Origin of the sequence: Thauera sp. 27 (genome assembly GCF_000310125.2) — a bacterium.
GTDB classification, from domain to species: Bacteria; Pseudomonadota; Gammaproteobacteria; order Burkholderiales; family Rhodocyclaceae; genus Thauera; species Thauera mechernichensis.
The window spans coordinates 1-22,033 of record NZ_AMXB01000040.1 but is presented as its reverse complement, the minus strand read 5'-3'; the positions used below and the strand labels follow the sequence as shown (position 1 = coordinate 22,033).

The following is a 22,033-nucleotide window of genomic DNA, read 5'->3' as shown; positions in this document are numbered from 1 at the left end:
CGTCAGGTTTCGCGGTTGGGGCAGTTCTCGCGCTTGCAGTCGGCGTACAGGTAGAGCGCATGTTCGCGGATGGAGAAGCCGCGTTCTTCGGCGATCTTGTTCTGCCGGCGTTCGATCTCCGGGTCGAAGAATTCCTCGACCTTGCCGCACTGCATGCACACCAGGTGGTCGTGATGGCCGCCCTCGTTGAGCTCGAACACGGCCTTGCCCGACTCGAAGTAATGGCGCTCGAGGAGTCCGGCCTGTTCGAACTGGGTGAGAACGCGATAAACCGTGGCAAGCCCGATGTCCATGCCTTCGTTCATCAGCGAGCGGTAGACGTCTTCCGCGGTGAGGTGGCGCTGATCCGAGCTCTGGAAGAGATCGAGGATCTTCAGGCGGGGGTAGGTCGCCTTGAGGCCGATGCTTTTGAGGTTCTTCGAGTTGTCGGACATGGGAGCCTGAATTGCGTGCAAGTGGAAGAGAGATTGGCCCGGAGTCTGTGTGCGTCGCGGAGCATGCATGCCGCAAGTGTGCGGGCCGGTATCCGGGGTGCAGGCTTGCGCAGGGGCAGAACCCGAAGGTCTTCATGCGCCAGCGCCTCGGCAACACGGCGTATGTTATATTTTTTACCCCCTTCTGAGAACCGCGACCCGGTCGCGTCAGGCTTGAAATCATCCATGCGTTCCTACATCGCTGCGGTAACCGTCACTGCCGTCCTGCTTGGCGGCTGCTCTCTAGACTCCGCGATCGGAGTCGTAGACCCGTATCGGATCGACATCCGTCAGGGTAATTACGTCGATCAGGACATGCTTGCCCAACTGCGCAAGGGCATGTCGCGCGAGCAGGTGCGCTTCGTCCTGGGGTCGCCGCTGGTCGCGGACGTGTTCCGCAATGACCGCTGGGACTACGTCTATCACCACCGTTCGGGTCGTGCTGCGCCCCAGCAGCGCGTGATCTCGGTGTTCTTCGTCAATGATGTGCTCGATCGCGTCGAAGGTGATGTGCAGGCCGCCGATGCGACGGGCGAGGGCGCGCAGGCGTCGACGCGTGTCCGTGTCGTCGAGGTGCCAGGGCCTGCCCGGCGCGACTGAAAGCCGCTCAGTCCGGCGAGCGCGCACGACGCGGCGCCGGCTAGTGCTCATACCATCTACTCCAGGATTGCAACAGAATGTCCGATGTCAGGGTTGCCATTGCCGGTGCCTCCGGCCGCATGGGGCGCATGCTGATCGAGGCGGCGCTCAAGGAGGAGGGGGTCGTGCTCGCCTCGGCCTTCGACCGTCCGCAGACCCCCTTCATCGGCCGTGACGCCGGTGAGATGGCCGGGGTCAACACCGGGGTGCAGATCACCGATGATGCGGCTGCAGCCATCGCTGCGGCCGATTGCGTCATCGACTTCACGCGCCCGGAGGGTACGCTCGTTCATCTCGCCCTGGCGCGTGAGCTGGGCAAGGCCGTCGTGATCGGTACCACCGGGTTCGACGCTGCCGGCAAGGCGGCCATTGCCGAAGTTGCGCAGCAGGTTCCGGTCGTGTTCGCGCCCAACATGGCGGTCGGCGTCAACGCCGTTTTCAAGCTGCTCGAGGTCGCTGCGCGCATTCTCGACGAAGGCTACGACGTGGAAGTGATCGAGGCGCATCATCGCTTCAAGGTCGATGCCCCGTCGGGTACCGCCCTGCGCATGGGTGAGGTCGTTGCCCGCGAACTGGGTCGCAATCTGGATGCGTGTGCGATCTACGGCCGCGAGGGCTACACCGGAGAGCGCAAGCCCGAGACGATCGGCTTTTCCACCATTCGTGGCGGTGATGTCGTCGGCGACCATACCGTGCTGTTTGCCGGCCTCGGTGAACGTATCGAAATCACCCACAAGTCGGGCAGTCGCATGCCCTACGCCACTGGTGCAATGCGCGCCGCGCGCTTCCTTGGCGGCCGTTCGTCCGGTCTGTTCGACATGCAGGATGTTCTCGGTCTGCGTTGAGCGGCAGGACTGCTGATGAGCGCAGATCCGCAACTTGACCGCGATGAGGCGCTGGCCCAGTTGCGGCGGGTTCGCGCGCAGCTCGAACTGATCGAGCGCCATACGGGCGCGAGCGTGTGGGAGCTCGATCTCCAGAGTGGCAGCATCGACTTCGACCGCGGTTTGTCGCTCGCGCTCGGGCATGGTCCCGAAGTTGCGCTGGACTGGCTGAAGCGGGTCAACGAGGAAGACCGCTCGCTGCTGCATCGCCGCCTCGTCGATCATCTGCGTGGTGTCACGCCAGAGTTTCGTGCGGAGATCAGAGCGTTGTCGGCCGCGGGTGAGTGGCGTTGCCTCGAGATCGAGGGCGAGGCTTTCGACCGTGCTGCAGACGGGCGCTGGTTGCGCGTGGTCGGTACGCTTCGCGATGTCAGCGCGCGCAAGCGGCGAGAGCTCGAGTTGCTCGAGGCCAAGGAGGCGGCGGAGGCCGCCAGTCGGGCCAAGGGCGACTTCCTCGCCAACATGAGTCACGAGATCCGCACGCCGATGAACGGCATTATCGGCATGACCGAGCTTCTTCTCGACTCGGGCATCGTCGGCGAGCAGCGCGAGTATCTTGAGACGGTGAGGACGTCGGCGCAGGCGCTGCTCACGATCATCAACGACATCCTTGATTTTTCGCGCATCGAGGCCGGTCGGCTCAACGTCGAGGCAATCGACTACTCGGTCGCTGCGGTGTTCTCCGAGACGGTGCGCAGCCTTGGCCTGCGGGCGAGCCAGAAAGGGCTGGAGTTGTTCTACGAGATTGCGCCCGACGTGCCGGCCGTTCTCAGAGGGGATCCTACCCGTCTGCGTCAGATCCTCACCAACCTCATCGGCAATGCGATCAAGTTTACCGACGCGGGCGAAGTTGAGGTCAGCGTCGGTCGTGCCCACGATGCCGCAGGTGCAGCAGTGCTGGCCGTGGCTGTTCGTGACACCGGCTGTGGTATTCCGGCGGACAAACTGGAATCGATCTTTGGTGTGTTCTCGCAGGCCGATACGTCGACAACGAGAAAGTACGGCGGTACCGGTCTTGGCCTGGCGATCACCCGTCAATTGCTCGACTTGATGCACGGCCGGATCGAGGTCGAGAGCACGCCAGGGGTTGGTAGCGTGTTTCGCTTCACACTGCCGCTGGAAGTCGTGGCGGGGCCGACTCCGCTGGACGCCACTGCATTACGGGCCACGCGGGTGCTGGTGGCCGCGCGCAACGAGGCGTTCTCGGCATCGATCTGCCGCCAGCTGAGCGCGTTCGGTGCGCGTGCCGAACGCGTTGCCGGCAGCGGGGATGTCCTTGGAGCGCTGGTGGCGGCCCGCGATGGCTCGGAGCCATACGACTTCCTTATCATGGATGCCAGCCTTCCCGATCCGGCAGGCTTTGCCCTGGCTCAGCGCTTTGCCGATGCGGACTCGCGCCTCGATCGCATCGTCATGATGATGGCGAGCCATTCGCAGCGCAACGATGCAGCCCGCTGCGCGGAGATAGGCCTGAACTCGAGGCTCGTGAAACCCTTCTCCCAGGAAGACCTGCTCGACGTCTTGCGGATGGCGCGCGCGGGCGGCGAGGCTGTGGACGTGCAGGGCTCGGCGTTGATGGCGAACCTGCGTTTCGACCTGGGTGAGGGTGTTGGCGCCGAGCCGGTGGGTGGAGGACGGCGGCTGGAGGTGCTGGTGGTGGAGGACAACCCGGTAAACCAGACCGTCGCTCAGCGCATGCTGGAACGCGCTGGCCATTCGGTCACGCTCGCCAATAACGGCGAGGAGGCGCTCGAAGCCTTCGATCAGGGGCGCTTCGATCTCATCCTGATGGACGTCCAGATGCCGGTGATGGGCGGCCTCGAGGCAACCCAGGCCATTCGCGCGCGCGAGGCCCGTCGCAGCTGGGTCGTGCAGGGTGACTGGCGGCCGATGCCGATCATTGCCATGACTGCGCATGCGATGGAGGGCGACCGGCAGCGTTGCCTGGACGCCGGTATGGACGACTATGTCTCGAAGCCGGTTCATCCTCGCGAGCTGCTGGCCGCGATCGAGCGCGCCTGTGGTGAGCGCGCAGGGGGCGAAGCGGATGAAGAGGCCGACGTCAGCCTGCTCGAGCTCGGCGAGGCGGGGCGCAGGCAGATCGCCTGCCTGGACGAGGCCCGTGCGATGTTCGACGGTGACGAGGATATCGTCCGCCAGTTGGTCGACGTGTTTCTCCGCGATCACGAGCGCACGGTGGTCGAATTGCAGCGCGCGTCATCGGCGATGGACTACGCCCAGCTCGCCGAGATCGGTCACGCGGTCAAGGGGTCGGTGGGCTTGTTCTCTGCCAATCGGGCGGTCGAGGCTGCACGCAAGCTCGAGTCGCTCGCGCGTACCAGCGATCCAGAGGCGGCGACCTCGCAGGCGCGCATCCTCATTTCCGAGCTCGGCTTGCTCGCGCGCGTGTTGCGTAACGACTCGGCGTAGGGGGCTGGCCATCCCGGACGGCCTGCTCGGGTGTCGAATCCATCGTGGGGTTTGCCTTCAAAGGCCCAAAAATATACAATTTCACAGTTTTCATCGACCCGGGCATGAAAGGTTTCTTCCCCGAATCAAACACTTTCGTCTGCGGTGCGGCCGCGGATCGGTTGTCGTCGTGATTGACGACCATCGTTCGGGTCATGGCGAATTGGAGCCAGGTGGCGATGACTGCCGGCTCAACAAGCGGGATTGGCCCCGAGGCCCGTCCCGCTTTTTGTACGTCTTGCTTTTTCTCGTATCGGGGCGCGCCATGCGTGTCCCGGATCTACAAGCTGAATCCAGGAGCTTCTCGTGAGTGCATACCCGTCCGCCCTTCTTGCGCTTGCCGACGGAACGATCTTCCACGGCAAGGGTATCGGCGCGGTTGGCAGCACGGTTGGCGAGGTCGTGTTCAACACATCGATGTCGGGTTACCAGGAAATCCTGACCGACCCGAGCTATTCCCGCCAGATCGTCACGCTGACCTACCCGCACATCGGCAATACCGGTGTCAATGCCGAGGACGTCGAGTCCACCCGCGTCCACGCAGCCGGCCTCGTCATTCGCGACCTGCCGCTGCTGCCCTCCAACTTCCGCATGACGCAACGTCTGGACGCCTACCTGCGCGCCGAGAACATCGTCGCGATCGCCGGGCTCGATACCCGCAAGCTCACCCGCGTGCTGCGCGAGAAGGGGGCGCAGGCCGGCTGCATCGTCACTGCCGCAGACGGCGAGGCGCTGAATGCAGATGCCGCCATCGCCCAGGCGCGCGCGTTCCCGGGCCTGGCCGGCATGGACCTGGCCAAGGTCGTGAGCGCGACCGAGTCGTACGACTGGAAGCAGGCCGAGTGGAAGCTTGACCAGGGCTACGTCGATCAGGCCGAGCCGCGCTTCCACGTCGTCGCCTACGATTTCGGCGTCAAGTTCAACATCCTGCGCATGCTGGCCGAACGTGGCTGCCGCCTGACCGTGGTGCCGGCGCAGACGCCCGCCAAGGACGTGCTGGCGCTCAAGCCGGATGGGGTGTTCCTGTCCAACGGCCCGGGCGACCCCGAGCCGTGCGACTACGCCATCGAGGCCATCCGCGAGATCGTCGCCACGCGCACGCCCACCTTCGGCATCTGCCTTGGCCATCAGCTGCTGGCGCTCGCCTCCGGGGCGAAGACCATGAAAATGAGCACCGGCCACCATGGTGCGAACCATCCAGTGAAGGACCTCGACACCGGCAAGGTGCTGATCACCAGCCAGAACCATGGCTTCGCCGTCGATCCGTCGACGATGCCGGCGAACCTGAGGGTGACCCACGTGTCGCTCTTCGACGGCACCAACCAGGGTATCGCGCGCACCGATGTGCCGGCCTTCTCCTTCCAGGGACACCCGGAAGCCAGTCCCGGTCCGCACGACGTCGCCTATCTGTTCGACCGCTTCATCGGTCTGATGGAAGCCGCCAAGTAAGCCGTCACCGGGCAGGCCACGGCCTGCCGCTACTGTTTTGGACGCGCGCGCATCCTGCGCGCCGTCGAGGAATCATCGAGGCAAGACAATGCCGAAACGTACAGACATCAAGAGCATCCTGATCATCGGCGCAGGCCCGATCATCATCGGCCAGGCCTGCGAGTTCGACTACTCCGGCGCCCAGGCCTGCAAGGCCCTGCGCGAGGAAGGCTTCCGCGTCATCCTGGTCAACTCGAACCCGGCCACGATCATGACCGATCCCGAGACGGCCGATGTCACCTACATCGAGCCGATCACCTGGCAGGTCGTCGAGCGCATCATCGAGAAGGAGCGCCCCGACGCCATCCTGCCGACCATGGGCGGACAGACGGCGCTCAACTGCGCGCTCGACCTCGGCCGCCACGGCGTGCTGGCCAAGTACGGCGTGGAACTGATCGGCGCCTCCGAGGAGGCCATCGACAAGGCCGAAGACCGCCTCAAGTTCAAGGACGCGATGACCAAGATCGGTCTTGGTTCGGCGCGCTCGGGCATCGCCCACAGCATGGAAGAGGCGCTGCAGGTGCAGGGCGGCATCGGTTTCCCGGTCATCATCCGCCCGAGCTTCACGCTCGGCGGTACCGGCGGCGGCATCGCCTACAACATGGAAGAGTTCCACGAGATCTGCAAGCGCGGTCTCGAGGCCAGCCCGACCAACGAACTGCTGATCGAAGAGTCGCTGCTCGGCTGGAAGGAATACGAGATGGAAGTCGTGCGCGACCGCGCCGACAACTGCATCATCGTGTGCTCGATCGAGAACCTCGATCCCATGGGTGTGCACACCGGCGACTCGATCACCGTCGCGCCGTCGCAGACGCTGACCGACAAGGAATACCAGATCATGCGCAACGCCTCGATCGCGGTGCTGCGCGAGATCGGGGTGGATACCGGGGGCTCGAACGTGCAGTTCGCCATCAACCCCCAGGATGGTCGCATGATCGTCATCGAGATGAACCCGCGCGTGTCGCGTTCGTCGGCGCTGGCGTCCAAGGCCACCGGTTTCCCGATCGCCAAGGTCGCGGCCAAGCTGGCGGTGGGCTATACGCTCGACGAGCTCAAGAACGACATCACCGGCGGCGCCACGCCAGCCTCGTTCGAGCCCTCGATCGACTACGTCGTCACCAAGATCCCGCGTTTCGCCTTCGAGAAGTTCCCGCAGGCCAACGACCGCCTCACCACCCAGATGAAGTCGGTGGGCGAGGTCATGGCCATGGGCCGCAGCTTCCAGGAGTCCTTCCAGAAGGCCCTGCGCGGCCTCGAGGTGGGGGCTTACGGCCTGGACGAGATCGAAGCCGATGACGCCGATCTCGAGCACGAGCTCTCGAGCGCCGGCCCGCAGCGCATCTGGTACGTCGGTCAGGCCTTCCGCGAAGGCATGACGCTCGAGCAGGTGCATAACCTCAGCAAGATCGACCCCTGGTTCCTCGCTCAGATCGAGGACATCGTGCTGTCCGAGAAGGCGCTCTCCGGCCGATCGCTGAAGGCGATCCAGGCTGCCGAGTTGCGCGAGCTCAAGCGCAAGGGTTTCTCCGACCGCCGCCTGGCCAAGCTGCTCAACGCCGACGAGACCGCGGTGCGTCTGCATCGCCACGCGCTCGGCGTGCGCCCGGTGTTCAAGCGCGTCGACACCTGCGCGGCCGAGTTCGCGACTTCGACCGCCTACATGTACTCCTCCTACGAGGAAGAGTGCGAGGCGCGTCCGACCGACAAGAAGAAGATCATGGTGCTCGGCGGCGGTCCCAACCGCATCGGCCAGGGCATCGAGTTCGACTACTGCTGCGTCCATGCCGCACTCGCCCTGCGCGAGGACGGTTACGAGACCATCATGGTCAACTGCAACCCCGAGACCGTGTCCACCGACTACGACACTTCGGATCGCCTGTACTTCGAGCCGATCACGCTCGAGGACCTGCTCGAGATCGTGCACATCGAGAAGCCGGTCGGCGTCATCGTGCAGTTCGGCGGCCAGACGCCGCTCAAGCGCGCCCAGGCGCTGCAGGACAACGGCGTGCCCATCATCGGTACCAGCCCCGACATGATCGACGCCGCCGAGGACCGCGAGCGCTTCCAGAAGCTGCTCAACGACCTTGGCCTGCGTCAGCCGCCCAACCGTACCGCGCGTACGCCCGAAGAGGCCGTGCGCCTCGCGGCCGAGATCGGCTACCCGCTCGTGGTGCGCCCGTCCTACGTGCTGGGTGGCCGCGCGATGGAGATCGTGCACGAGCAGAAGGATCTCGAGCGCTACATGCGCGAGGCGGTCAAGGTGTCCAACGAGTCGCCGGTGCTGCTCGACCGCTTCCTCAATGACGCTACCGAGGTGGACGTCGATGCGCTGTCCGACGGTAAGCAGGTGATGATCGGCGGCATCATGGAACACATCGAGCAGGCCGGCGTGCACTCGGGCGACTCCGCGTGCTCGCTGCCGCCCTACACGCTGTCGGCCAAATTGCAGGACGAGCTGCGCCGCCAGACCGAGGCGATGGCGCGCGCGCTCAACGTCGTCGGCTTGATGAACGTGCAGTTTGCGATCCAGGGCGAGGGCGACAACGCGGTGGTGTATGTGCTGGAGGTGAATCCGCGCGCCTCGCGTACGGTGCCCTTCGTGTCCAAGGCCTGCTCGTTGCCGCTGGCGAAGATCGCGGCGCGCTGCATGGCGGGCCAGAGCCTGGTCAGCCAGGGCGTCACCGGCGAGATCGTGCCGCCTTACTACTCGGTCAAGGAGGCGGTGTTCCCCTTCGTCAAGTTCCCGGGCGTGGATACCATCCTCGGGCCGGAGATGAAGTCCACCGGCGAGGTCATGGGCGTCGGCCGCAGCTTCGCCGAGGCCTTCGTCAAGAGCCAGATCGGCGCGGGCGTCAAGCTGCCGACCAGCGGCGCGGTGTTCATCAGCGTCAAGCCGAGCGACCGCCCTGTCGCGGTGGAAGTGGCACGCGAGCTGCACGACCTTGGCTTCACCCTGGTTGCCACGCGCGGCACCGCTTCGGTAATCGAGGCCGCAGGCATCCCGGTTGCTGTGGTCAATAAGGTCAACGAGGGGCGTCCGCACATCGTGGACATGATCAAGAACGAAGAGATCGTCATGGTCATCAACACGGTCGAGGAGAAGCGCCAGGCGATCACCGATTCGCGCTCGATCCGTACCAGCGCGCTGGCCGCCAAGCTGTCGATCTTCACCACGATCGAGGGCGCTCGCGCCGCGTGCATGGGCATGCGCCATCTCGCTGGCGGGCTCGATGTCTATTCCGTGCAGGATCTGCACACCGAGCTGAAGCAGCAAGCATGAACAAGACTCCGTTGACCGTCGCAGGTGCAGAGAAGCTGCGCGCCGAACTGCACCGCCTGAAGACCGTGGACCGTCCGAACGTGATTGCGGCGATCGCCGAAGCGCGCTCGCATGGCGACTTGTCCGAAAACGCCGAGTACGAGGCTGCCAAGGACCGCCAGGGCTTCATCGAAGGCCGCATCATGGAGGTCGAGGCCAAGCTCGCCAATGCCCAGATCATCGACCCCAAGCTGCTCGATGCCGATGGCCGTTGCGTGTTCGGTGCCACGGTCGAGCTCGAGGACATGGATGCCGGGCAGGTCGTGACCTACCAGATCGTCGGTGACGACGAGGCCGATATCAAGGAGAACAAGATCTCGATCAGCTCGCCGATCGCGCGTGCGCTGATTGGCAAGTTCGCCGGCGATATTGCGGAGGTTCAGGCACCGGGCGGCGTGCGCGAATTCGAGATCATTGACGTACGCTACGTCTGATTGTCGCCGGACGTGAAGAAGGCGGTGCGATGCACCGCCTTCTCGCATGGCCGGCTCAGGCGTGGCGCCGATCACGGCGCCATACTTCAGCGGCCGCGTGCTCCAGTTGTACGGCCGCGTGCAGCCGGTGCGCGGGCGGGTGAACGACGGGTTTCTGCGCTTGCCTTGGCAAGGGCGGCACGGCGCGCAGCGGCGGCGAAGGCCGCAGCGGACTTGGCGGTCGCGGCCCGGGCGGGTTTCTTTTCGGGTGCTGCAGCGGGCTTGTCTTGCTCACGGCGTTCGCGCCAGACGACGAGGATGCTGCCGATGTGCTGCACAGCCTGGGCTTCCAGGCTCGCACACAGCGCTTGCATGAGGGCGTCACGCTGTTCGCGCTCGGTGCCCTGGACCTTGACCTTGATGAGTTCGTGCGCCTGCAGCGCGCGTTCGATCTCGGCGAGGACGGCAGGCGTAAGGCCGTTACCGGCGATGGTGACCACCGGGTTGAGGTGATGGGCGCGGGCGCGCAGGTCGCGGCGCTGCGCCGGGGTAAGCTCGGTCATTGAGATTCTCTGGATACTTGAAGCATCGGGAACCGGATTCTACTCCGACGAAGGCCTGGCGGCCGTGTGGAAATGCCCCTTAGTGGCGGATGGAGCGATGAAAAAGAACAAGACGAGCCGGGCCTGGGTCCATGACCATGTGAATGATCCCTACGTCCAGCGGGCGCAGGCAGATGGTTACCGCGCTCGCGCGGCTTACAAGCTGCTCGAGATCGACGAACGCGACCACCTCCTGCGCCCCGGCGCAGTCGTGGTCGATCTAGGCGCGGCGCCGGGCTCGTGGTGCCAGGTGGCGGTCAAGCGCTGCGGGCCGAAGGCGAGGGTGTTCGCGCTCGATCTGCTGCCGATGGAGCCTGTTGCGGGCGTTGATTTCATCCTCGGCGACTTCACCGAGGACAGCGTGCTCGAACTGCTCGAGGCCCGTCTCGAGGGCGCGCGGGTCGACGTCGTGCTCTCGGACATGGCGCCCAACCTGTCGGGTGTTGCAACCGTTGACCAGGCGCGCTCGATCCATCTGTGCGAACTGGCACTCGATTTCGCGGCGCGGCATCTCAAGCCGGGGGGGCAGTTTGTCGTAAAGGTTTTCCAGGGCGAGGGCTTCATGGACTTTCGCAAGCAGATGGAGGGCGCATTTGCGTCGGTCCAGGTGCGCAAGCCGAAGGCCTCGAGGGACCGCAGTGCCGAGGTTTATCTCGTCGGCAAGGGGCCGCAGACAGCCTGACCGGCATGCCGGCGCGGGGATTGCCTTTGCCAATCGCCGTCATTGGTTTGCCGGTGGGAACGTTCACCACTAGAATCGGTCTGTCGCGTACATGGCCGGAATGGCTTTCGGGGAATAGAAAGTTGAACAATCTCTTCAAGAATCTCGCGATCTGGATGGTTATCGGCGTCGTGCTGATGACGGTATTCAACCAGTTCAATGCGCGCCAGGCTCCCATGAACACCATGGAGTATTCCCAGTTCCTGGAAGAAGCCAAGGCGGGACGCATCACGAGAGCGACGGTGGACGGTCGCGTGCTCAAGGCAACCACGCAGGAAGGACGCACGATCACGGTCTATACGCCGGGCGTGCAGGATATCTGGATGGTGTCCGATCTCATGCGCTACGGCGTGCAGGTCAACGCCTCCAAGCCCGACGAGGAGCAGTCCTTCCTTGCGAGTGTGTTCGTCTCCTGGTTCCCGATGCTGCTGCTGATCGGCGTATGGATCTTCTTCATGCGTCAGATGCAGGGCGGGGGCAAGGGCGGTGCGTTCTCCTTCGGCAAGAGCAAGGCGCGCATGCTCGACGAGTCGGCCAACTCCATCACCTTTGCCGACGTTGCCGGTTGCGACGAGGCCAAGGAAGAGGTCTTCGAGCTGGTCGAGTTTCTGCGTGACCCCTCCAAGTTCCAGAAACTCGGCGGACGCATTCCCAAGGGTGTGCTCATGGTGGGCTCGCCCGGTACTGGCAAGACCTTGCTCGCCAAGGCGATCGCGGGCGAAGCCAAGGTGCCGTTCTTCTCCATCTCCGGCTCGGACTTCGTCGAGATGTTCGTCGGTGTGGGTGCGGCACGGGTGCGCGACATGTTCGAGCAGGCCAAGAAGCATGCGCCGTGCATCATCTTCATCGATGAGATCGACGCTGTCGGCCGTCAGCGCGGTGCGGGCCTTGGTGGCGGTAACGACGAGCGCGAGCAGACGCTCAACCAGCTGCTGGTCGAGATGGATGGTTTCGAGGGCCAGACCGGGGTCATCGTCATCGCGGCGACCAACCGTCCGGACGTGCTCGATCCCGCGCTGCTGCGCCCGGGCCGCTTCGACCGTCAGGTCGTGGTGTCGCTGCCCGACATCCGCGGCCGCGAGCAGATCCTGAAGGTGCACATGCGCAAGGTGCCGATTGCACCCGATGTCGACCCGCAGGTGCTGGCGCGCGGCACGCCTGGCTTCGCCGGAGCTGATCTCGCCAACCTGGTCAACGAGGCTGCACTGTTCGCGGCACGGGGCAACAAGCGACTTGTCGACATGGACGACTTCGAGCGTGCCAAGGACAAGATCATGATGGGCGCGGAGCGCCGCTCGGTCGTTATGCCCGAGGAGGAGCGTCGCAACACGGCCTATCACGAGTCGGGCCACGCAGTGGTGGCGCGACTGCTCGACAAGACCGATCCGGTGCACAAGGTGACGATCATCCCGCGCGGTCGCGCGCTGGGTGTGACCATGCAACTGCCCACCGAAGATCGTTACAGCCAGGACCGCGAACGTCTGCTGCAGACCATTGCGGTGCTGTTCGGCGGTCGAATCGCCGAAGAGATCTTCATGAAGCAGATGACCACCGGCGCGTCGAACGACTTTGCACGTGCCACCGACCTGGCACGTCGCATGGTCACGCAGTGGGGCATGTCCGACAATCTCGGACCGATGGTGTATGGCGAAGAGGAAGGCGAGATCTTCCTTGGCCGCCAGGTCACCACGCACCGCAACGTGTCCGAGGCAACGATGCAGAAGGTCGACGCCGAGATTCGTCGCATCATCGATCAGCAGTACGGTCTGGCCCGGCGTCTGATCGAAGACAACAGCGACAAGGTCGAGGCCATGACCAAGGCGCTGCTCGAATGGGAGACCATCGACGCCGACCAGGTCAACGACATCATGGACGGTCGCCCGCCGCGTCCGCCCAAGCCGGTTGCGGCACCGACGCCCCGTCCCAAGGACGATGCGCCGGGTGCAGCACCCAACGCGGCTGCGCCTGCTGCCTGAGCGCTTACGTTGTATTGCTTGCGGGCCTCCGGGCCCGTCCCCTGAAAGGGCCGGTCGATCCGGCCCTTTTTCATGATGGGCCGATGACGATGCAGCCCATTCCGATTCCTCCGTTGCCGAGTGAGTGTTCATGAGCATCCTGCAATGCGGTCGCTTCCGCCTCGATCTTGCCCAGCCCAAGGTGATGGCGATCATCAACCTGACCGATGACTCGTTTTCGGGCGATGGCGTGCATGGCGACGTTGCCGCCGCCCTTGGTCGCGCCGAGCGAGCGATCGAGGAGGGGGCCGACATGCTCGACATTGGCGCCGAGTCCTCGCGCCCGGGCGCCGAACCGGTGACCGAGGCGCAGGAGCTGGAGCGTGTGGTGCGCTTCGTCGAGCACGCGCGCGGCTGGCAGGTGCCATTGTCGATCGACACCCTGAAGCCCGCAGTGATGCGCGAGGCACTTGCGGCCGGCGCAGACATGATCAACGACATCAACGCCTTTCGTGCCCCTGGCGCGATCGATGCCGTCGCTGCCGGCGACGCAGCCGTGTGCGTGATGCACATGCAGGGCGAGCCGCGCACCATGCAGCTCGACCCGCGCTACGACGATGTCGTGGGCGAGGTGGCGGCCTTTCTCGATGAACGGGTGGCGGCGCTTCAGTCTGCGGGCGTCGATCGCGGGCGCATTGTCCTCGACCCCGGTTTTGGCTTCGGCAAGCGCACGGTGCATAACTACACCTTGCTGCGCGAACTCGCCCGCTTCGGCGCGGGCGGGCTGCCTGTGCTGGCGGGCATGTCGCGCAAGTCGATGCTGGGTGCCGTCACGGGGCGTGAGGTCGGCGAGCGCACGGCGGCGAGTGTGGCCGCGGCCCTGATCGCGGTACAGCGTGGGGCGGGCATCGTGCGTGTACATGACGTTGCTCCCACGGTGGACGTCCTCAAGGTATGGCAGGCGGTGTCGGCAGTGTCATAATCGCGCTTTCGTCTAGTTCACGGGAGCAGGGATGGGGCGCAAGTATTTCGGTACCGATGGGGTGCGCGGCCGCGTGGGTGAGGAGCCGATCACACCCGAGTTCGTGATGCGCCTGGGTTACGCCGCGGGCGTGACTCTGGTGGCGCGGGAAAAGCTGCCTGCGGGAGAGCACCCCGCAGTGCTGATCGGCAAGGACACGCGCGTCTCGGGCTATATGCTCGAAGCGGCGCTCGAGGCCGGTTTTGCCGCGGCGGGGGTCAACGTGATGCTCGCCGGGCCCATCCCGACGCCTGCCGTGGCCTACCTCACCCGCGCCCTGCGGTTGCAGGCCGGGGTCGTCATCTCGGCTTCTCATAACCCCTTCTACGATAACGGCATCAAGTTCTTCTCCGCCGGTGGTACGAAGCTGCCGGATGCGGTAGAGGCCGAGATCGAAGCCCACCTTGACGAACCGATGGGCTGCGTGGATTCGGCGCAGCTCGGACGCGCGCGCCGGGTGGAGGATGCGGCAGGGCGCTACATCGAGTTCTGCAAGAGCACCTTTCCCAACGAGCTCGACCTGCGCGGCCTGCGCATCGCGGTCGATTGCGCACACGGCGCTGCCTACCACATTGCGCCCAAGGTGTTGCACGAGCTTGGCGCCGAAGTGTTGCCCGTCGGGGTGGAGCCCAACGGGCTCAACATCAACGACGGCGTGGGTGCGACCCGTCCGGAGAATCTCCGCAGCGCAGTGCTGGCACAGGGAGCGGACCTCGGCATCGCGCTCGATGGCGATGCAGACCGCCTGATGATGGTCGATGCGCGCGGCGAGATCTACGACGGCGACAAGCTGCTCTACGTGATCGCGCGAGCGCGCCATGCCGAAGACCGGCTCGATGGTGTGGTCGGTACGCTGATGAGCAATCTCGGCTTCGAGCACGCAATCGGCCGCCTCGGTGCCCCCTTCGCCCGCGCAAAGGTGGGCGACCGCTATGTGCTCGAACTCTTGCACGAGCGCGGCTGGAAACTCGGCGGCGAGAACTCGGGCCATATCATCTGTCTCGATCGCCACACCACGGGCGATGGCATGGTCTCTGCCCTGCAGGTGTTGGCCGCGCTCAAGCAGCGCGGAGAGACGCTGGCAGATGCCTGCGCCGACCTGGTGTTCTACCCACAGCGCCTCATCAACGTGCGCATGGCAGCGGGTTTCGACTGGCAGGCCGACGCCACGATTGCACGTGCGCGCGACGACGCCGAGCGCGAGCTGGGCGAGAGCGGGCGAGTGTTGCTGCGCCCCTCGGGCACCGAACCGCTGCTGCGAGTGATGGTGGAGGGGTGTGACGGGGCGCAGGTGGACCGCCTTGCCAAGTCCATCGCCTCGGCGGTGGAGCACGCCATCGGTTGACCGCCGATTATTTTTCTTGCGCCGCAGCATGCGGCGTCGCCAGGCAAGGGCTTGCTGCGGAATCGCGGCAAGCCCTTTTCACATATGAGGTTCAGGTTCTCAAGTCGAGGGGTTTAATGTCATCTGGAAGTATTGAAGATGCTGCCCCTGCGATTGTTTCGTGACGTTTAACAGAACTGTCATCTTGGGTCCTGATAATCCAGTCCGTTCCCCGTGTGACGGGGGCACCGGCCCGCAGGGGCAAGATGAATTCACGAATCTGGAGAGTCTGTACATGTTCAAGAAGAGCCTCATCGCGACCGCCGTCGTGGCCATGACCGCCTCGTTTGCCGCTCAGGCGCAGGTGCAGGTCGATCCCTCGCTGCCGTCCTACGAGCCGGTCAGTGGCGTGTCGGGCAACCTGAAGTCGATCGGTTCCGACACCCTGAACAATCTGATGACGCTGTGGGCCGAAGGCTTCAATGCGATGTACCCCAACGTCAAGATCGAGATCGAGGGCAAGGGCTCGAGCACCGCTCCGGCCGCGCTCATCGCCGGTACTGCGCAGTTCGGTCCGATGTCGCGCCCGATGAAGTCGAAGGAAGAAGACGACTTCGAGAAGAAATACGGCTACAAGCCTACCGCCATCCGCGGTGCGGTCGATGCGCTGGCCGTTTATGCACATAAAGATAACCCGATCGAGTGTCTGACCCTGCAACAGGTTGACGCTATCTTCTCCAAGACCCGCAATGGTGGCCTGGACAAGGACATCAAGACCTGGGGTGACGTCGGCGTGACCGGCGAGTGGGCGAGCCGCCCGATCTCCCTCTATGGCCGCAACTCGGCCTCGGGCACCTACGGCTACTTCAAGGAAGTCGCGCTCTTCAATGGCGACTACAAGGATGAGGTGAAGGAGCAGCCGGGTTCTTCCACTGTGGTTCAGGGTGTAGCTTCGGATATCGGCGGTATCGGCTACTCGGGCGTGGGCTACAAGACCGCCGACGTCAAGTTCGTGAAGCTGGCTTCCGCCCCGGGCGAGACTTGCTACGAGCCGAGCGCTGAGCACGCTTCGAGCGGTGACTACCCGGTCTCGCGCTTCCTCTACATCTATGTCAACAAGAACCCGAACGAAGCTCTGGATCCGGTCCGCGGCGAGTTCATCCGCTTCGTCTATTCGAAGCAAGGTCAGGAAGCGGTGGTCAAGGATGGCTACTTCCCGGTCGTGAAGGCCCTGGCTGACGACGACCTGAAGCGCTTCGGCCTGGCCAAGTAAGCGCTTTGGCGTGCTGAGGGCGGGCACGGCTTTCGCCGTGCCCGCCATTCGTTCCAACGTAGCAATGGATATCCTCCATGAGTGAAACAACGGCCAAACAGTCGGGCAAGCGAGAGGGCTACAAGCGTCTGCTGCCCATCGGCCGGACGACGCGCAAGTCCGTCCTCCTCGCGGATCGCACGGCGGATGTGACGATCACCGTCGGCGGCCTTCTCGTCATCCTCGCCGTATTCGGCATCCTCGCCTTTCTCGCCAAGGAGGCGATCCCGCTGTTCATGGGCGGCGAACTCAAGAAACAGGATACCTATGTCCTGCAGCCGATGCAGGACGTGATCTGGAGCAATGCCGACGAGTACCAGACCATGGGGCTGCGTATCGGCAGCAACGGCCGGGTCGACAGTTTTCACATCAATTCGGGGCGCCCGCTCTCCTCACTGGAACTGGATTTCGGCGGCGATACTGCGACTGCGGTAGGGGCCACGAACAGTCGCAGCGACATGATGTTCGGCTTCGCCGACGGTAGCGTGCGCTTCGCCCATATTGCACTCGAGGTCCAGGTGCTGCGCGCCGAGGACATGCCTGCAGGCCTGACGCAGCTCGACGAGTATGACTATACCGACGGCAGTGCCGTGTATCGTCGCATTCCCGGCAACCAGATTCGCCGTATCTTCATCGATGCCAAGGTGATGCCGCCCGAGCAGATTGCGGCTGAGGGTGTAGCGATCAAGGCCATCGGCTTCGCGCTTGGCGGTACGGTCGAGCGCCCGACACGCTCTTATGTCAGCTTTGATGCAGAGGGCATTGGCCGGCTCACGCGCTCCGAGACCCGGGTCAATCTGATGACCCGCCAGGAGACCGTAACGACCCGCAGTTCGACCCTGCCGCCGCTGCCCGAGGGTACGAAGGTCGCGAAAGTGCTTCTGACCGCACAGGCGGACCAGGTTTACGTCGGCCTTGCCGATGGAACGGTGCATCGCTTCGATACCCGCGACTTCAACAAGCCGGTGTTGGCCGAGACTGCTCGCCTGACGCCGGACGGCGCGCAGCTCGGTGTGCTTGGTTTCCTGATCGGCGACCAGACCATCGTCGTCGGCGGCAACGACGGCTCGCTGCGTATGTATTTCCGGCTGCAGCCCGAGAACGCGGGCACGGTCGATGGCTACAAGATGGTGCTCGCCCGCGAACTGGAGCGCCAGCCGGCAGGGATCGTCGCCTATGACGTTTCGCAGCGCCGCAAGAGCCTGGTGACGCTCGATGCCGCGGGCAACCTGTGGTTCCGCCATGCCACCAGCGAGCAGGTGCTGCTCCAGCTCAAGCAGGACAAGCCGCTTGCCGAGGTGGGCGTGCAGGTGATGCTGATGCCGCGCGACGACGGCGCGGTGGCGATCACGCCGGCCGGCCTGGTCGACCACTGGACCTTCTACGTGCCGCACCCGGAGACGACCTGGCGCGCGATCTTCGGCAAGAGCTGGTACGAGGGTTACCAGGAGCCGAGCTACACCTGGCAGTCCTCCTCGGGTACCGACCTCTTCGAGCCCAAGTTCTCGCTCGTGCCGCTGATCTTCGGCACCCTCAAGGCCACCGTCTATTCGCTGATGTTCGCCGTGCCGATCGCGCTGTTGGCGGCGATCTACACTTCGGAGTTCGTACACCGTAAGGTCCGTGCGACCGTCAAGCCAATGATGGAGATGATGGAGTCGCTGCCGACGGTGGTGCTGGGCTTCATCGCGGCACTCATCCTGGCGCCCATCGTAGAGAGCTGGATTGCAGCCGTGGTGCTCGGCTTTGTCGCCTTGCCGATGGGTTTGATGATTGCCGCCTATGTGTGGCAGATGCTGCCGCCCGCTATGGCGCTGAAGCTCAACGGCATCCCCAAGTTCAGTTTCATGTTCGTGGTCATCGCGCTGTCGGTGTGGGTCGCGGCCGCACTCGGGCCCTGGTTCGAGCAGACCTTCTTCTATGGCGACTTCAAGGCCTGGACCAACCACGACGTCGGTACTGGCACGCCCTTCATGGGCCTGCTGCTGTGGCCGCTGTCCTTCGTGCTGCTCACCATGCTGTTCAATCGAACGGTGGGCACATCCTATCGCCTGCATGTGCGTGGCCTGAGCCGGCAGCAGGCGGGTGTGCTCGATGGCGCGCGCTGGCTGGTGATGATCGTGCTGTCGATCGCGCTGTCCTTCGGCTTGGCAATGGCGCTGACGGCGGTGGGTTTCGATCCGCGTGGTGGCGTGGTTGATACCTACGTGCAGCGCAATGCACTGGTCGTCGGCATGGTCATGGGCTTCGCCATCATCCCCAACATCTACACGTTGGCGGAGGATGCGCTCAACTCGGTGCCCGCCCAACTGCGCGCAGCCAGCCTCGCCGCCGGTGCTACGCCCTGGCAGACGGCGATGTGGGTGGTGCTCCCGACCGCGATGTCCGGGGTGTTTGCCGCCTGCATGATCGGTATGGGCCGCGCCGTGGGTGAGACGATGATCGTGGTGATGGCGGCGGGCAACACCGCGCTGCTCGACTGGAACATCTTCAACGGCCTGCGCACGCTGTCGGCGAATATCGCGGTGGAGCTGCCCGAGGCCGTGATCGGCGGCACCTTGTACCGTATGCTGTTCCTCGCCGCGCTGACGCTGTTCATCATGACCTTCGTCATCAACACCGTGGCGGAGATCATCCGCCAGCGCTTCCGCAAGCGCGCCTTCCAGCTCTGACCGGGGAGGAACAGACCATGACGACACATGTGGAAGAAAAGGCGCCGAACATGAGCACCGCAAACGCTGCAAGCAAGGAAGCGAAGGCCGTCCGTCGCTACACCGCGGACCTTTCGGCGGTGGGTGAGCCCGCACTCTGGGGGTTTGGTGGCGCGCTGGCGCTGGGCATCATACTCATCTGTGGTTTTCTGCTGATGATCTTCTGGAACGGCATCACTACCTTCTGGCCTAAGCCGATCGAGGTAGTGACGCTCAATAGTGGTCAGAAGGTGGCGGGGGAGCCTTCGCGCTTCAATGTCTATCGGCCGGAAGGCGGCTTCCTGGCTGGTCTTCCCGCTGAGATCCAGCAGCAGATCGCGGACAATGATGGCTACGCCGAACGTACCCTCTACCGTATCGGCAACTATGACCTGTACAACGAGGATTTCCGCTGGGTAAATACCTTCGATGTCGCCACCGTCGTCCGCGACCCTGCGTTCTACTACCTTGAGCGCCAGGAGTGGGGGCCGTTCGTCGGCCGTATCAAGTCCGTGATCATCGATGGTGTCGAGCAGGATCCGGCTGCGCTGGGCCTGTCCCGGCTGCGCCAGGAGCAGGTCGCCGCACGCGCTCGCTTTGCGGAGATTCGCAAGATCGAACGCTCGGACATCGGTGTCATCAACCATGAGCTCAACCAGCTTCGCCTCGGCTTGCGCCGCGTCGAGCTCAACAGCGGCACGGACAGCGCCGAGTATCGTGCCGAACTGACGCGCGTCGAGCAGCGTACTGCTGAACTGCAGCGCGAGTTCGATCGCCTGCAGGCCCAGGCCAACGAGATCAAGGCCCGGGATGCGCGCTATCGCATCGTGCTCGAGGAAGTGGGCGGCAATACCAAGAACACGCAGCTGTCACAGATCGTGCGCTTCTATCCCGCGAACGACCTTACCGTGTTCCAGAAGATCGGCATCTATTTCTCGCGTTGGGGCGAGTTCCTGAGCGCAGAACCGCGCGAGGCGAATACCGAGGGCGGGATCCTGCCCGCAATCTTCGGCACCGTGGTGATGACCTTGCTGATGGTCGTCGTCGTGGCCCCATTCGGCGTGATCACCGCGCTCTACCTGCGCGAATACGCCAAGCAGGGCAAGGTTGTGGCGATGGTACGGATCGCGGTCAACAATCTCGCTGGCGTGCCCTCGATCGTCTACGGTGTGTTCGGCCTCGGCTTCTTCGCCTACACCGTGGGCGGCTCCATCGATGCACTGTTCTTCCCCGAGCGCCTGCCCAATCCCACCTTTGGTACCGGCGGCATCCTGTGGTCGGCGCTGACCCTGGCGCTGCTTACCGTGCCGGTCGTGATCGTGGCCTCGGAAGAGGCGCTGTCGGCGGTGCCGCGCTCGATTCGTGAGGGCTCGCTGGCTTGTGGTGCATCCAAGTGGCAGACCATCCGCTCGGTGGTGTTGCCCCATGCCATGCCGGGCATCATGACCGGCCTCATCCTGGCCATGGCACGCGGCGCGGGCGAGGTGGCCCCGCTCATGCTGGTCGGTGTGGTCAAGCTCGCGCCGGAACTTCCGATCGACGGCTTCGCACCCTTCATTCACCTCGAACGCAGCTTCATGCACCTGGGCTTCCATATCTTCGATGTGGGCTTCCAGTCGCGCAACTCAGAGGCCGGCAAGCCCATGGTGTTCGTCACCACGCTGCTTCTGCTTGCGCTGATTGTGCTGATGAACTCGTCCGCCATCTACATCCGCAACCGACTGAAGAAGAAGTTCGTCGGCAGCCAGTTCTGAGATTCAGGAGTCGAAAGCAATGAGTACTGCAACCCTGGAAGCGCCGAGCATTCCCAAGACCGTCTATCACGTGACCGATTCCGGTCAGGGATCGGCGATCTCGATCCGTGACTTCAACCTTTTCTACGGTGAGGCCCAGGCACTCTACAATGTCAATATGGAAGTGCAGCGCGGCATGGTGACCTCGCTCATCGGCCCTTCGGGCTGCGGCAAGTCGACCCTGCTGCGTTCGCTCAACCGGATGAACGACCTCATCGACAACCTGCGCATCAGGGGGAAGGTGATCGTGCATGACAACGATATCTACGCGCCCGGCGTGGATGTCATTGCGCTGCGCAAGCGCATGGGCATGGTGTTCCAGAAGCCGAACCCCTTCCCGAAGTCGATCTTCGAGAACGTGATCTTCCCGCTGCGGGTAGAGGGCATCAGCGACAAGGCGATGCTCGAGGAGGCCTGCGAGCGTGCGCTCAAGGGCTCGGCACTGTGGAACGAGGTCAAGGACCGCCTCAACGAGAGCGCGCTCGGCCTCTCGGGTGGCCAGCAGCAGCGCCTGTGCATCGCGCGCGCGATTGCAGCCGAACCCGAGATCCTCCTGATGGATGAGCCGTGCTCGGCGCTCGACCCGATTGCCACCGCGAAGGTCGAGGAGCTGATTCATGAACTGCGTGGCCAGTTTTCGATCGTGATCGTGACGCACTCGATGCAGCAGGCGGCACGCGTCTCTGACAATACCGCCTTCATGTATCTCGGCAAGCTCATCGAATACGGCGCGACTGACACCGTGTTTACCACGCCCAAGGATAGCCGTACCGAGGACTACATCACCGGCCGTTTCGGCTGATCGAAGCCCGGGCGGACATTCATGGGGCAAGGGGGGGCGCAATTGCGCCCCTCTTGCCGTTTCTGAACCGCGACCTGCGCGCGCCCGCCACAGGCGTGAGCGTATGCCGTGGCGGGGGGGCCGATCAG

General features: G+C 64.1%; 16 protein-coding genes. 14 read left to right on the top strand and 2 right to left on the bottom strand.

Annotated features, from left to right (window positions below; all coding sequences use genetic code 11):
* Positions 1-2 precede the first annotated feature (2 nt).
* Positions 3-434, bottom strand: coding sequence for a ferric iron uptake transcriptional regulator (fur, locus tag B447_RS17940; protein WP_002943812.1), 432 nt, complete (start codon positions 432-434; stop codon positions 3-5).
* A gap of 225 nt (positions 435-659) precedes the next feature.
* On the opposite strand from fur, the gene B447_RS17935 reads away from it, so the two are divergent.
* The 6 genes from B447_RS17935 to greA all read left to right on the top strand — a co-directional run bounded on the left by B447_RS17935 (position 660) and on the right by greA (position 9,706).
* On the top strand, positions 660-1,073 hold the full coding sequence (locus tag B447_RS17935; RefSeq protein WP_002943810.1) for an outer membrane protein assembly factor BamE: 414 nt from the start codon (positions 660-662) through the stop codon (positions 1,071-1,073).
* A 77-nt stretch (positions 1,074-1,150) separates the two neighbouring features.
* Positions 1,151-1,957 (top strand): 4-hydroxy-tetrahydrodipicolinate reductase, encoded by an 807-nt coding sequence (gene dapB, locus B447_RS17930; protein ID WP_002943806.1) that lies wholly within the window; start codon positions 1,151-1,153, stop codon positions 1,955-1,957.
* Positions 1,958-1,972: 15 nt separating this feature from the next.
* Entirely contained in the window at positions 1,973-4,426 is a 2,454-nt protein-coding gene (locus tag B447_RS17925) for a response regulator (RefSeq protein ID WP_002943804.1), read from the top strand.
* Positions 4,427-4,771: 345 nt separating this feature from the next.
* On the top strand, positions 4,772-5,914 hold the full coding sequence (gene carA, locus B447_RS17920; RefSeq protein WP_002943803.1) for a glutamine-hydrolyzing carbamoyl-phosphate synthase small subunit: 1,143 nt from the start codon (positions 4,772-4,774) through the stop codon (positions 5,912-5,914).
* A gap of 88 nt (positions 5,915-6,002) precedes the next feature.
* Positions 6,003-9,233 (top strand): carbamoyl-phosphate synthase large subunit, encoded by a 3,231-nt coding sequence (gene carB / locus B447_RS17915; protein WP_002943802.1) that lies wholly within the window; start codon positions 6,003-6,005, stop codon positions 9,231-9,233.
* Positions 9,230-9,706, top strand: coding sequence for a transcription elongation factor GreA (gene greA, locus B447_RS17910; protein WP_002928138.1), 477 nt, complete (start codon positions 9,230-9,232; stop codon positions 9,704-9,706). Before carB ends, greA begins: the two co-directional genes overlap by 4 nt.
* Before the next feature lie 86 nt (positions 9,707-9,792).
* Here greA and yhbY read toward each other — a convergent pair whose 3' ends face one another.
* Positions 9,793-10,248 (bottom strand): ribosome assembly RNA-binding protein YhbY, encoded by a 456-nt coding sequence (gene yhbY, locus B447_RS17905; protein WP_002928139.1) that lies wholly within the window; start codon positions 10,246-10,248, stop codon positions 9,793-9,795.
* 97 nt (positions 10,249-10,345) lie between these two features.
* Between yhbY and B447_RS17900 the strand changes: the two genes are divergently transcribed.
* The 8 genes from B447_RS17900 (at position 10,346) to pstB (ending at position 21,905) form a co-directional block, all read left to right on the top strand.
* Positions 10,346-10,969, top strand: coding sequence for an RlmE family RNA methyltransferase (locus B447_RS17900; RefSeq protein WP_002928141.1), 624 nt, complete (start codon positions 10,346-10,348; stop codon positions 10,967-10,969).
* 122 nt (positions 10,970-11,091) lie between these two features.
* Positions 11,092-12,984: an ATP-dependent zinc metalloprotease FtsH gene (gene ftsH / locus B447_RS17895; protein WP_002943801.1), complete on the top strand. Its 1,893-nt coding sequence runs from the start codon at positions 11,092-11,094 to the stop codon at positions 12,982-12,984.
* Between the two features lie 130 nt (positions 12,985-13,114).
* A complete protein-coding gene (gene folP / locus B447_RS17890; protein WP_002928143.1) occupies positions 13,115-13,945 on the top strand; it encodes a dihydropteroate synthase in 831 nt (276 codons plus the stop codon).
* A 31-nt stretch (positions 13,946-13,976) separates the two neighbouring features.
* Complete coding sequence (gene glmM / locus B447_RS17885; RefSeq protein ID WP_002928147.1) at positions 13,977-15,329, top strand: phosphoglucosamine mutase; 1,353 nt, start codon at positions 13,977-13,979, stop codon at positions 15,327-15,329.
* A gap of 274 nt (positions 15,330-15,603) precedes the next feature.
* Positions 15,604-16,581 carry a PstS family phosphate ABC transporter substrate-binding protein gene (locus B447_RS17880; RefSeq protein ID WP_002943800.1) on the top strand — a complete coding sequence of 326 codons (978 nt, stop codon included), beginning with the start codon at positions 15,604-15,606 and terminating at the stop codon, positions 16,579-16,581.
* 77 nt (positions 16,582-16,658) lie between these two features.
* On the top strand, positions 16,659-19,292 hold the full coding sequence (locus tag B447_RS17875; RefSeq protein WP_002943798.1) for an ABC transporter permease subunit: 2,634 nt from the start codon (positions 16,659-16,661) through the stop codon (positions 19,290-19,292).
* Positions 19,293-19,342: 50 nt separating this feature from the next.
* Complete coding sequence (gene pstA, locus B447_RS17870; RefSeq protein WP_157384725.1) at positions 19,343-21,064, top strand: phosphate ABC transporter permease PstA; 1,722 nt, start codon at positions 19,343-19,345, stop codon at positions 21,062-21,064.
* Between the two features lie 19 nt (positions 21,065-21,083).
* Positions 21,084-21,905, top strand: coding sequence for a phosphate ABC transporter ATP-binding protein PstB (pstB, locus tag B447_RS17865; protein ID WP_002943794.1), 822 nt, complete (start codon positions 21,084-21,086; stop codon positions 21,903-21,905).
* Positions 21,906-22,033 lie beyond the last annotated feature (128 nt).